This window comes from Halalkaliarchaeum sp. AArc-CO (genome assembly GCF_024972735.1).
Taxonomy (GTDB): Archaea; Halobacteriota; Halobacteria; order Halobacteriales; family Haloferacaceae; genus Halalkaliarchaeum.
In genome coordinates this window covers 405,113-417,750 of the sequence record NZ_CP087723.1, presented here as the reverse complement: position 1 = coordinate 417,750, position 12,638 = coordinate 405,113, and the positions used below count along the sequence as shown (strand labels likewise).

Sequence of the window (12,638 nt, the reverse complement as noted above, 5' to 3'; positions counted from 1 at the left end):
GTGCCCGAGTTCGACCTCCCGTCGGACCGACGCGCGAGGATCCCGTTCGCGCTGCTTGGCGTCCTGCTTTTGACGAGCAGCGTGGCGTACGGCGCGGGGATCGCAACGCAGGGACCGACCGAAGTCGATCGGTCGGTCGAACGGGCGATGGATCGGGCGGACGGCGACGCCGACGCGGCCGTGCGCGATGCGGTGCGATCGGCCGCCGCCGACGCCGCACGCGAACCAGTCACACGAGCGACCGAAACGGGCACCGACGCCGTCAGGCCGAACTCGCCGTTCCGGGACGCGCTCAGGATCCGGATTGGCCTCGCCGCCGCCGAACGCCTCCCGGGTGCGAGCGCGACGGTCGACGACGTCGTTGCCACACCGGAACTCGGGATCGGGAACGAGCCCACCGTCGAGGATCTGACCCGGGTTCGGGAACGGGTCCGGATCGAGGGAGTCGCCAACGGGACCGCCCTCGAGGTCACGATCGACGACGTGACCGTCGTCGCCGAGCGCGACGGGGAGGTCGTGGCACGCGAGAGCCGCGAGGCCACCGTAACGGTTGCGACGCCAGTGCTTGCGGCCCACGAACGGACCGAACAGTTCGAAACCCGGCTCAATCGCGGCCCGATCGAGGGGTCCGGACTCGGGCGACAGCTCACCGCGCGTCTGTATCCGGTCGTCTGGGCCCGCGGATACGGCCAGTACGCCGGCACACCCATCCAAAACGTGCTCGCGAATCGCCACGTCGAACTGTCGACCAACACCGGGATCCGGTCTGTCCAGCGGTCGACGTTCGGGACGGACGACCACCGCGGTCGGGAAGGCGTCCGAATCGCGGCCGCAAGAACCGGACTCGAGGACCTCCTTGCGCCGACGGAACTGGACGGGGAGCGGTGGAGTGACGTGGTCCTCGACGCTGGTGGCGACGACGCCGAGGCGACGATCCCGGAGGCGGACCAGGAACCGGCAGAATCGTCAAAAGCGGCGACGGACGTCGATCCCCTCCAGAACGACAACGACAGCACACTCCCGTCGGAGGCGGCCACGGACACAGCGAACCCGTCGCCGAACGAAACGACCTCGATCGAGGTCGGCCACACGGCCGACGTCGCCTTTCTGGAGGCACTCGACCGGATGGACGAACAGTTCCGGCGTACGTATCGAGTCGAAGGCGAACGAGTCGTCCGAATCACCGAGATCGACGCCACGCCGGTGTCGACGGCGGTTCCGCCGGACGAACCAGCGAACGCGACAGCGGAGGGGAACGGGTCCACGTCGACGCCGGCGGGTTGGTCCCTGGCGAACGAAGACCGCGAAGTCGAGCATGCAGTCGTCGTGGAGACCGACCGACGCACGGCGACCGACGCGAGCGCGACGCTGACGGTCGAACGGCAGACGACGGTAAGTCGAACCTGGGTTGGCGGGAACGAAACCCGGGAGACGACCGCGACCGGAACACGGACGTTTCGGGCATTCGTCGACGTGTCCGTCGCTCACGCGCCGACCGACGTGGCGCCCGATCGAACACTGTCCGACCCGCTCGAAGATCCGGCGCTCCGGGACGCCAGCGAACGCGCCGTCGACCGGCTCGTGGACGACGACGACGGGTTCGAATCGATCGCACTCCGGGAAGTGAGCCGGCTCGACGGCGGAGACGACGGGGAGCAGCTCGGTCAAAACCGGGTCGTCGTCCACGCTGATCCCCCGGCGGGCTTGCGAGATCGGGTGTACGACGACGTGCGCACCCTCCGTGAAGACGTTCGATCGGTCGACGTCGAGGCCGAACGGGGCGGGATCGCGACCGGCGCCGAGAGCCCGGAGTCGGCGCTGGCAGAACGCGTCGACGACCGACGACAGTCGTTCGTGGGCGCTCCGGACCGATACGCCGACGTCGACGACCGCGCCCGTGTCGCCGTCCGGGCCGTCTTCCTCGAAGAGCTCCAGCGAGAGCTCGATCGGCGCGCCGATCGCGAGGCGGAGACCCGCGGGGCGCTCGCAGATGTACTCGAGGACGCCGGCGCGCCGGGGACCGATCGGCTCGAGGGGATCCGCGAGGCACGAACCGCAACCATCGATCGCGTGCCCGAGTCTACAGGGGAAGACGGTCCCGGCGGCGCCGTCGCGTTCGAGCCGGTCGGCTCCCCTGGCTACCTCCCTCGGACGCCGGTCGACGCCTCACACACCCGTCCGTTCGGAGCCGACGAGGACGGGGTGGGACGAACGGAGTCCCGGACGCCGCTTGCGACCCGGAACGTGAACTACTTCACGCTGCCGCACGGGGAACTCGCGGACGGGATCGTCGATCGGGTGCTCGGAACCGGACGAACGGTCGACCTGGACCGGGCCGGCCGGACGCTTTCGGCGACGAACGCGACCCTCGAACACGCGTCCGATCCGGAACTCCGGAAGCTGCGTGATGAACTCGCCGCCGAGGTCAAAGAGGGGATGACCGAGGTCCACCGCGAGGCAGACAGTGTACTCCGGGAGGAAACCGACCTTTCCGCTCGAGAGCGACGGGAGGCGATCGAAGCTGCGGATCGACGATACGATGGGCTCGGGGAACGGGCGACGGCGGTCGGAAACGGCTCGTATGCCGAGACACTTGCGGCGGCCGCCTACGATCGGACCATCGACGCCGACCGAGTGCGAGCCGGTCGACAGCAGTCCGGCCCCGACGAACTCGCCGTCCGTCTCCGGGTCGCCACACAGCGGGCGGCGGATCGCGAGACCGCCGCGGTTCCAGACGAACCTGTGACCGACGCCGCGACTCGCGCCCGGGCGATCGCACGCGACTCGTTGTCCGACGCCCTCGAAGACGGGATCGAGGAGGGCTCCGACCGGGCCCGCGAACACTGGGGCAACGACGTCGTCGCGGCGACGCCGGCCGGTCTCCCGATCGCGCCCGTTCCCGGCTACTGGTACGCCACGACGAACGTCTGGCGGGTTCAGGTCCGCGGAACGTATCCCCGGTTCTCGGTCCGGGCCTCCGGCGGGACTGCCCACGAGGAACCGATCGAGTACGTCCGCGAATCCGGAACTGTCACCGTCGACGTCGACGACGAGCCGGTGACGCTCGGGGAGACGGAACCCGTCACCTTCGAGACGGAGACCGCCATCGCGATCGCCGTCCCTCCGAAAGCGGGCGGCGTCGGCGACGTCGACGGCGTCGCGGACGAACGATCGCCGGGGTGGGAGCCCGAAGAGTGACCTCAGCAGAAACACGACCCGTCGCCCGCAACCGTTTTCATCGTCGTTCCCCGAAAGACGGTATGTTGTACGACGCCGTCGATGACCCCTCCGATCGCACACCAGGTGAGCTACTCGCCGCCTACCGGCGGGAACTCGCGTCCGTCGTCGACGCCGTCGGGGTCGAGGCCGTCGCCGCCGAGTCGGGCGTCGACCGGGCGACACTCGAGGCGCTACGGGACGACGAACCCGCGGACCTTTCGGTCGAAGAGGCGGCCGCGATCCTGGCAACGGCCGACCGGTTCCCCGGCGCCGACGCGGTCGTCTTCGAGCTCCGGGACCATCTCCTGATGGGGATGTCGTCGGCGGTGCTGGACGTCGACACTCTCGCCGACGACATCGAGGCGGATCTCACCGGACAGGAGGTCCAGCAGGCGCTGGAAGGTCGAACCCGATTCACGCTCGAACAGCTCGCGCAGATACAGGCGGCCATCGAACGGCGGACGTGATCGACGTGTCGAACCGAACAGCGCCAGAACTTGTCGACGTCGCGATCGTCGGCTGTGGCTACGTCGGGATCGAACTGGGACAGCGGCTTCTGGATGAGGGATTCTCCGTCGCCGGCGTGCGCCGGAGCCCCGAGGGCCTGGAAGCCGTCTCGAATGCGGGACTGGAGCCGATACGTGCGGACGTCACCGATCCGGAGAGTCTGAAAGCACTTCCCGACGCCGATGCGGTCGTGTTCGCCGCCTCCAGCGGTGGACGGGGCGCGGACGCTGCCCGTCGGGTGTACGTCGAGGGGGTCGAGGCCACGATCGAGGAGTACGCCAGTCGAGAGTCGACTCCGGACCGGCTGGTGTACACCTCGTCGACGGGTGTGTACGGCGATCACGGCGGCGAGTGGGTCGACGAGACGACGCCCCTGGAGCCGGAAAGCGAACGGGGACGAGTTCTCGTGGCGGCGGAACGGATCGCCCTGGAGACGACAGCCGAACACGGGATCGACGGGACAGTCGCCAGGTTTGCCGGCCTGTACGGTCCCGGCCGTTACCGGCTCGAACGCTATCTCGAGGGTCCCGTCACCGAGGGGTATTTGAATATGGTCCACCGGGACGACGCCGCCGGGGCGGTCGCGTTCCTCCTGACGGAGGCTCTCGCAGGCGGCCACGTCGTCACCGTCGTCGACGACGAACCCGTCGATCGCTGGACGTTCGCCGACTGGCTCGCGGGCGAGTGTGGCGTCGATCCACCCGCAAAACGCACCGTCGAGGAGCGACTCGCGGGGGAGGAACTCTCGGCGTCCCGGCGGCGACGAATCAGGGCGAACAAACGCTGCTCGAACGACAGGCTTCGTGGCTTCGGATACGAGTTCGACTATCCGACGTTCCGCGAGGGGTATCGTCCGGCCCTAGCGGCGTATCGTTCCTGACAGGGATTATTTCACGTTTTAAAACCGGAACGCATCCTAGTATGTATCCCCGATAGGTAGGAAAAAAGCGGGAACGTTGATAGTGGTTCGTCGTTACGGACCAGGTATGGGGTATCGTTGGGTGGGTCTGTCAGCGATCTCGGACCTCACACAGCTCGAAGGGCTCGTCGACGGGAGCCAACGCCAGGCGCTCGAGGAGACTCTTCGCTCGCAACCGGAGCTTTTCGCACTGGTGGCCGGCGGGATTCTGGTCGTTGCGGTGCTCGTACTGTTCTATCGCCGGCGACGGCCAGCGGGGAAAAAGTTCCAGGAGGTTCTGGGGGAGTGTGAGGAGATCACCGTACTGACACATCCGAATCCCGATCCCGACGCGATGGCGTCGGCGATGGGCGTGGCGCTGCTTGCAAACCAGGTCGACACCGAGCCGACGATCCAGTACACCGGACAGATCCGTCACCAGGAGAACCGCGCGTTCCAGACGGTGCTCGACGTGAACCTCGAGCGGGTCGAGCACGTGACCGACCTCGCGACCGAGGAAGTGGTACTGGTCGACCACAACAAGCCCCGTGGGTTCCAGGGGGCCGACGGCGTGTTGCCGCTCGCGGTCGTCGACCACCATCCAGGCGAGGGGGTCGGCGCCGAGTTCACCGACGTCCGAACCGACTACGGGGCGTGTTCGAGCATGGTCGCGGAGTACTTCCAGGACGTGAACGCGACCCCGGTGCCGCCGGACCAGCACGCAAGCGAGGCGGGAACGAGACGCACCGTCTCGACGGAAACGTCGACGGGGCTGCTGTACGGGATCCTCGCGGATACGAGCCACCTGACCGTCGGTGCCTCCACCGCCGACTTCGAGGCCGCCGGTTACCTGCGCCCCGGAGTCGACGAGGACCTGCTCGATCGGATCGCCAACCCCGCCGTCGACGCCGAAGTGCTCGACGTCAAGGCGCGCGCGATCGCCGGCCGGCAGGTGAACGGCTCGTTTGCGGTCGCAGACGTCGGCGCGATCACCAACGCCGACGCGATCGCACAGGCAGCCGACGAACTCATCCTGCTTGAAGGGATCACCGCAGTCGTCGTCTGGGGAGAACGCGACGGCACGCTCCATCTGTCGGGACGGTCGCGGGACGATCGGGTTCACATGGGCCAGACCCTCCAGATGGCGCTCGAGGAGATCCCGAACGCCAGTGCCGGCGGCCACGCCAGGATGGGCGGCGGACAGATCCCGCCCGAACCGGTCACCGACGGCGACACCCCCAGCGTGCAGTATCGCGACGGGCTGGTCGATCGGATGTTCTCCGCGATGGCGGGCGACGTCTGACAACGGGAGATTTTTGCACGCCGGGGCTCCACACTCGCCAATGACAGGCGCCGGCGAGGCGACCCGGGAGCTCCTCGACGAGCGGCCGGAGCTCGAAGACGCGGTTCGAGCGGTCGTGGAAACCGAAGAGACAACCGACGGTCCCTGGTCGTTTCACGACGTAGATGTCGACTCGGGTGCGTTCGGCGAGTTGGTCTCCCGCGGGGTCGTCGAGAAGGTCGACGGCGACTACCGCGTGTCGGACGTCGACGCGGTGGGTGCGGTGCTCGCGGGCGACTCCGCCGAGACGACCGCCGACGAACGACCCTCCCCACCGGGGATGCTGCCGGACGGCACCCCCGACTGGCGACGGCTCGTCGACCGACCGTGGACACAGCCACGAGCACTCGTGGGGCTTCTCGGGGTGCTGTTCGTGGTCGCGGCGATGCGGCTCACCCAGTACGGATCGGTGTTCCGCGAGGGTCGGGTGGTCTCGCCCGGAAACGATCCGTACTTCTATCGATACTGGATCGAACAGTTGCTCGAACTGTCGGCCGACCCGACCAACCTCGGGATCCTCGCCGAGATGCCCGGCGGGGCGACGGGCCGGCGCCCGCTTTCTCACGCAGTGAACTGGTGGTTCACCGCCCTCCTCGGGGGCGATCAAGCGGCCGTCGACGCGGTGGCCGCCTGGCTCCCGGTCGCCGCGATGGTCGGGCTCGGGATCGTGGTGTACGCGATCGCGCTCGTCGTGACCCGGGACGTCCGGGTCGGGCTGGCGTCGGTGCTCCTGTTCGCGATCGCGCCGGTCCACGCGGTCTACACGGGCGTTGGATTCCTCGAACATCGACTCCACCAGTACTTCTGGCTCGGGGTGACACTGCTCGGGCTCGCGTGGCTCGCAGTCGATCTCGCCCGCCGGGTCGAACTCGAGGGGACAGACGACGCCGTCCGGGCCCATCTCCGATCGCCGGCGTCGTGGCTCGTCGGCGGCGGACTCGGGATCGCCCTCGGAGTCTCGATCCACCTGTGGGGCGGCTCCCCGCTCGTGTTCGTCCCCCTCGCGGGCTACGTCGGCCTCCGTGCCGTCCTCGACGCGCGGACAGGGCTGTCCCCGACGCTCGCGAACCTCCCGGTCCTGCTCGCGCTCGGAGTCGGGAGTCTCCTGTCGGTCGGGGTCCACGAAAGCTGGGGCTGGCACTCCAGCTTCGTCGCGTACACGCCGGTGCTCGTGCTGGGCGGCGCGATCGTCGTGTTCGGAATCGGCGAGCTGTGGCGGCGCAAACAGCTCCACCCCGGCCTGTTCGTCGGGCTCCAGGCTGCCGTGGCCGCCGCCGGCCTGTTTGCGTTCCGGCGCCTCCGTCCCGAAGACTGGGTCGAAGCGCAGGGGCGAATGGAGGACCTCTTCCTCCGGGAAGGGTACACCGAATCCGTCTCGCTTTTCACCCCCGATTACGCCGTGCTCTTCGGGCCGCTCGTCCAGATCGGCGTCGGCTTCTATCTCGCGGTCGGCGTCCTCGGGTGGGCGACCTGGCTCACCTGGCGCCGGTACGAGCCCGGGTGGCTGTTGCTTTCGGTGTACACTGGCTACTTCATCGTGCTCGCGGCGGTCCAGATCAGGTTCGCCGCACAGCTGGTGGTTCCGCTGTCGGTGCTCGGCGGGGTCGGCTTCGTGTACGCGCTGTCGGCGGTCGATCTCGCCCGGGTCCCGCGCCCGTTCCAGGGTGGCACGGGGGGCTCTCCGCGCAACGAGGGATCGAATTCCTGGCGCGAGGACGACGGGGACGACCGCGCCTTCGAACTGCCGGACCCGAGAATGGCGGCGTATCTGTTGGCTGTCGGGCTGCTCCTGTGTAGTTTCAGCCTGCTGTACGTTCCGAGCCTGACCGCCCAGACGACCTACACCGACGGCCAGTACGCGGCAGTCCAGGGGATCGACGCGCACGCGGAGGCGGCAGATCGGGAGTATCCCGACGACTTCGTGTTGAGCCGGTGGGGCGACAACCGGATGTACAACTACTTCGTCAACGGGGAATCCCGGGGCTACGGCTACGCCATGGCGAACTACGACGACTTCCGGTTCGGTGACGATCCAGACGGCTGGTACGGGGAGTTCGAGGATCGGGTCGGCTACGTCGTCGTCACCGACGTCGACGCCGACCTCCCCGCGGACACCACCCAGATCCAGCTGCTCGAGGAGCGCGGAGCCGGCGGAGGGGACGGAGACGGGCTCGCTCATTACCGGGCACTCCTGCTCGAGGAGGACGTCGCCGCATTCGCGGTCGTCCCCGGTGCGACGATCGAAATAGAGGGGGAACCCGGCGCAGAGATCGACGTCGAGACGACCGCGACCGTCTCCGGCGAGACGATCGACTACCGGCGGACGGCGACCGCCGACGAGAACGGCACCGCCCGGGTGACGGTCGCGTATCCCGGCGAGTACGACATCGGGGGCGAATACGACGGCGGCACCGAAGATGTCGGCGGGGACACCGGCGACGACGGCGGCGGGACAGTGACGGTGTCGGAAGCCGACGTCGAGGAGGGCGCGACGGTCGCCGTCGAGTGAATTCGCTCGAAGCACCTTTACACGTCGTTCCCGTACATCGGTTGCATGAAAACCGGTGTGGCCCTTTTGAACTTCGGAGAACCGTCGCGTCCGGATCGGGACGTCGTAATCGAGTATCTCACACGTATCTTCTACAACAATGCCTCACTCGAGCAGGCCGACACCGAAGCGGAAGCCTGGGAACGGTCCCGAGAGCTGGCACGGCGCCGCGCACCGAGCCTGATAGAAGAGTACGAGGAGATCGGCGGCTCCCCGCTGAACGAACAGGCGACGGCCCAGCTGGAGGCACTGTCGGCGGAGCTGAAAGAGCGTGGCCACGAGGTCGAACTGTTCCACGGGATGCAGTTCATGGAGCCGCTGATCCCGGACGTCGCCGAGCAGTTGGCCGAGGCGGGGATCGAGGAGGTCGTCGCGCTGCCGATCTATCCGCTGTGTGGCCACTCCACGAACGTCGCCGCCCTGAACGAACTCGAGGACGCGATCGGCGAGATCGACGGCTACGATCCCGAGTTCGCCGGCATCACCGGCTGGCACCGGGCGCCGACGTACAACCGGATCCGGGCAGAGGCGATCGGGAGGTTCCTCCAGGAGAACGACCTCGACCCGAACGCCCCCGACACGGCGTTCGTCTTCTCGGCGCACGGAACGCCGATCCACTACCTCGAGGGAGGAAACCGCTACGACACCTACGTCGATGAGCACGCCGAAACGATCGCCCGAATGGTCGGCGTCGAGGAGTACGAACTCGGGTTCCAGAACCACTCGAACCGCGACATCCCGTGGACCGAACCCGAAATCGAGGACGTCATCGAAGGGCTCGAGGGCGAGGCCGAACGCGTCGTCGTCGAGCCGATGAGCTTCATCCACGAGCAATCCGAGACGCTCGTCGAGCTCGATATCGACCTCCGGGAGGACGCCGAGGAGGTCGGCCTCGATCTCCACCGCGTTCCCGTCCCCCACGACGATCCCCGTCTGGCCGAACAGTTCGCCGACCTGCTGGAGCCGTTCCTCTCCGGCTTCGAACCCTCGTACTACCAGTACCGGCAGTGCGAGTGCCGCGACGCGCCGGGGACGTTCTGTCTGAACGCGCCGCGCCCCGAGTGAGCGTCAAGTCGGAGAACGTTCCACCGGGCTACCGCTCGATCGACTTCGCCGCCTCGAAGAACGCCTCGACCCCCTCGACGGGCGTGTTCCGGTCGAGCCCGTGTCCGAGATTGAGGATATGTCCGGAGTCCCCGGCGGCGTCGATTACCTCGTGGGTGCGCTTCCGGATCGTCGCCGGGTCAGCAAACAGCGTCGCCGGATCCAGGTTCCCCTGCACCGGTTGATCACCGAGTTGCGCTCTCGCCTCGGCCATCTCGACCGTCCAGTCGAGCCCGACGACGTCGGCCCCGCTGTCGGCGAGCAGGTTCAGATTCCCGCTTACGTTCCGTACGTAGACGATGGTCGGCACGTCGACCGCCTCGAGCACCTCCCGGTGCAAGGGAAGCAGGAACTCCCTGTAGTCCGCCGGCGTCAACAACCCGGCGTAGGTGTCGAACAGCTGGATCGCGTCGGCACCCCGCCGTTCCTGATAGGTGACGTAATCGACGAGGACGTCGGTGAACGCCCGGAGGAGACGGCGAAACGCCTCGGGATCTTCGGCCCGCAAGCGACGGACCGCCGTGAACGATCGGGACGGAGTCCCCTCACAGACGTACGCCGAGAGGGTAAACGGCCCGCCGGCGAACCCGAGAACGGCTGCCTCCTCGCCGAGTTCGTCGGTCAATCGGTCGAGCAGTTCACCGACGTACCACAGGTCCTCTCGGACGTCGCCCTGCTCCCGGCGGGTGTCTTCGGCGTTCTCGACGGGGTTCTCGACCACCGGTCCGACACCCGATTCGAGGTGGTAATCGAATCCCAGCGGTTCGAGCACGGTGAGGATGTCCGAGTACATCACTACTCCGTCGGGACGGAACCGGCGCCACGGCTGGAGGGTGATCTCGGCTGCGACGTCGGGCGTCGAAATCGCCTCCAGAAAGGTGTACTCCTCGCGGAGCTCGCGATACTCCGGGAGGTACCGCCCCGCCTGACGCATCATCCAGACGGGAGGGCGTTCGGTCCACTCCCCGCGGGCGGCGCGGAGAAACAGCTCCTTCATACCCGTTGTTGGAACACGTTCCGCCTAACTGTTGTGGAACTGGAGAGTCGATCAGCTCGGCTGCACGAGGGGACCAAGTATTGGCAGAGATACACTTTTGCCGGAGTCGCGCGTCCGTTCGACCATGTTCCGGAAACTCCTCGGCGTGTTGGGATTGCTGTGGGTGCTCGCACCCGATCGGCTCGCGAAAGCGACCGAGCGGTGGGCCACGGAGACGCCCGGCGTCCCCGAACTCCGGTCGTGGGTCGTTCCGGCGATCCGGATCGAGGGGGCGCTGTACGTGTTGATCGCCTGGCGCGGCGGCGGTTCCTACGCCGCACTGAAGAAGTTCTTCGGGGGTGTCGGGCTGTTCGCGCTGGCGTACCCCGAACAGTTCGTCGATTACGGCACCCGGCTGGCGTATCGGAACCCCGAAGAGTGTGAGTGGCGGTCGGCGGTGTACACGCTGGCGCGGTTCGTGGGACTCGTGTATCTGCTGGTGGCGATCGACGAACTCCGGCAGAAGTAGTCGAAGATCGGGGACGGGGAGCGCCACCGTTCCCGACTGGGCGAACTGTTTTTACTCCGTAGGGCGAGGCAACGAAACGTGTTTGGAACGAGTGGCATTCGAGGAGCTGTGGGGTCGGAGGTGACGGCCGCGCTCGCGGTCTCTCTCGGGCGGGCGATCGGGAGCGAGCGCCGACCGGACGGCGACGCGATCGAAACCGCGGTGATCGGCCGGGATCCCCGCGAGAGCGGCCGGGTGCTGTCGGACGCCCTGTCGGCCGGGCTCCGCGAGACCGGGGCCGATGTGGTCCGGATCGGGGAGGCGTCGACCCCGACGATCGCCCGCGGCGTCGCCGTCCACGACGCCGACGTCGGCATTGCCGTAACCGCTTCGCACAACCCCCCCTCGGACAACGGGTTCAAGCTCTGGAATCCGGACGGCGGAGCGTACCGGCCGAAACAGCGCCGGCGGATCGAGCGCCGGATCCGGGAGGAATCGTTCGAACTGGTCGGCGCAAACGGACTGGGCGAGGAAACCGACTCGACGGCGGCGATCGAGACACACCGACAGGCGCTGGTGGACCACGGGCGCGAGAACGCCTCCGATGAGGCGCTCGCGGAGCTTTCGGTTGTGCTCGATCTCGGCAACGGCGCCGGGCGGGTGACTGCAGACGCGCTCGCGGAACTGGGCGTCGGGGTCGAAACGCTCAACGCCCAGCCCGACGGCCGGTTCCCCGGGCGACCGAGCGAACCGACAGCCGAAACCTGCGACACGCTCGCGGCGACGGTGGAGGCGATCGGCGCCGACCTCGGGCTCGCCCACGACGGCGACGCCGATCGGCTGCTGGCCGTGGACGAAACGGGACGGTTCGTTCCGGGAGACGAACTGCTCGCGCTGTTTGCCACGCGTGCTGCAGGGCCCGGCGAACGCGTGGCCGTCCCTGTCGACACGAGTCAGCTGGTCGCCGACGCGCTCGGGGACCTCGGCGCCGACGTGGAGTACACCGAGGTAGGAGACGTCCACGTCGCGGAGGCGACCCGAACGGAGGACGTCGTCTTCGGCGGCGAACCCAGCGGGGCGTGGATTCGCCCCGACCGAACCCGGTGCCCCGACGGCCCGCTTGCTGCGGTGGCGCTTGCGGCGATCGTCGCCGAGGACGTGGCCGCCGGGAGCGAGGGACTGAGCAGCCTCCTGTCGGCGTTCGAACCGTACCCGATCGTCCGCGACCAGGTGGAGACGGACCGCAAGCGGGAGCTGATGGACGTTGCGACCGACCTCGCCCGCGATCGGTTCGGCCCGGAGTCGGACGGCGAGACCGAGCTCACGACGATCGACGGGATCCGGGTCGACGCCGAGGACGGCTGGTTCCTCGTGCGCGCCAGCGGAACCCAGCCGCTCGTCCGGATCACCGCCGAAGCGACCACTACGGATCGCCGCGACGAACTGGCCCGGATCGCTCGGGAACTGCTCTCGGACGCAACCGACCAGCTCGACGATCAGTCGACTCCCGAACCGTGAGAACGCCCTCGGGTACAT

9 protein-coding genes are annotated in these 12,638 nt (G+C 68.0%); 8 read left to right on the top strand and 1 reads right to left on the bottom strand.

Features of this window, described 5'->3' with window-relative positions; translation table 11 throughout:
• From AArcCO_RS02795 to hemH, 6 genes are all read left to right on the top strand, one after another.
• The gene (locus tag AArcCO_RS02795; protein ID WP_259534901.1) at nt 1–3,198 is read left to right on the top strand and encodes a DUF7286 family protein; all 3,198 of its coding nucleotides are present in this window, start codon (nt 1–3) and stop codon (nt 3,196–3,198) included.
• 62 nt (nt 3,199–3,260) lie between these two features.
• On the top strand, nt 3,261–3,686 hold the full coding sequence (locus tag AArcCO_RS02790; RefSeq protein ID WP_259534900.1) for a DUF5791 family protein: 426 nt from the start codon (nt 3,261–3,263) through the stop codon (nt 3,684–3,686).
• 5 nt (nt 3,687–3,691) lie between these two features.
• Entirely contained in the window at nt 3,692–4,606 is a 915-nt protein-coding gene (locus AArcCO_RS02785; RefSeq protein WP_259534899.1) for an SDR family oxidoreductase, read from the top strand.
• 106 nt (nt 4,607–4,712) lie between these two features.
• Entirely contained in the window at nt 4,713–5,927 is a 1,215-nt protein-coding gene (locus tag AArcCO_RS02780; RefSeq protein ID WP_259534898.1) for a DHH family phosphoesterase, read from the top strand.
• A gap of 40 nt (nt 5,928–5,967) precedes the next feature.
• On the top strand, nt 5,968–8,475 hold the full coding sequence (locus AArcCO_RS02775; RefSeq protein ID WP_259534897.1) for a hypothetical protein: 2,508 nt from the start codon (nt 5,968–5,970) through the stop codon (nt 8,473–8,475).
• A gap of 45 nt (nt 8,476–8,520) precedes the next feature.
• Nucleotides 8,521–9,579 (top strand): ferrochelatase, encoded by a 1,059-nt coding sequence (gene hemH, locus AArcCO_RS02770; protein ID WP_259534896.1) that lies wholly within the window; start codon nt 8,521–8,523, stop codon nt 9,577–9,579.
• Nucleotides 9,580–9,607: 28 nt separating this feature from the next.
• Here the strand turns inward: hemH and hemE are convergent, their stop codons facing one another.
• A complete protein-coding gene (gene hemE / locus AArcCO_RS02765) occupies nt 9,608–10,615 on the bottom strand; it encodes a uroporphyrinogen decarboxylase (protein ID WP_259534895.1) in 1,008 nt (335 codons plus the stop codon).
• A gap of 124 nt (nt 10,616–10,739) precedes the next feature.
• Between hemE and AArcCO_RS02760 the strand changes: the two genes are divergently transcribed.
• Together AArcCO_RS02760 and glmM are read left to right on the top strand one after the other, a co-directional pair.
• The gene (locus tag AArcCO_RS02760) at nt 10,740–11,123 is read left to right on the top strand and encodes a hypothetical protein (RefSeq protein WP_259534894.1); all 384 of its coding nucleotides are present in this window, start codon (nt 10,740–10,742) and stop codon (nt 11,121–11,123) included.
• A gap of 78 nt (nt 11,124–11,201) precedes the next feature.
• Nucleotides 11,202–12,620, top strand: a complete 1,419-nt coding sequence (glmM, locus tag AArcCO_RS02755; RefSeq protein ID WP_259534893.1) for a phosphoglucosamine mutase — start codon at nt 11,202–11,204, stop codon at nt 12,618–12,620.
• Nucleotides 12,621–12,638 lie beyond the last annotated feature (18 nt).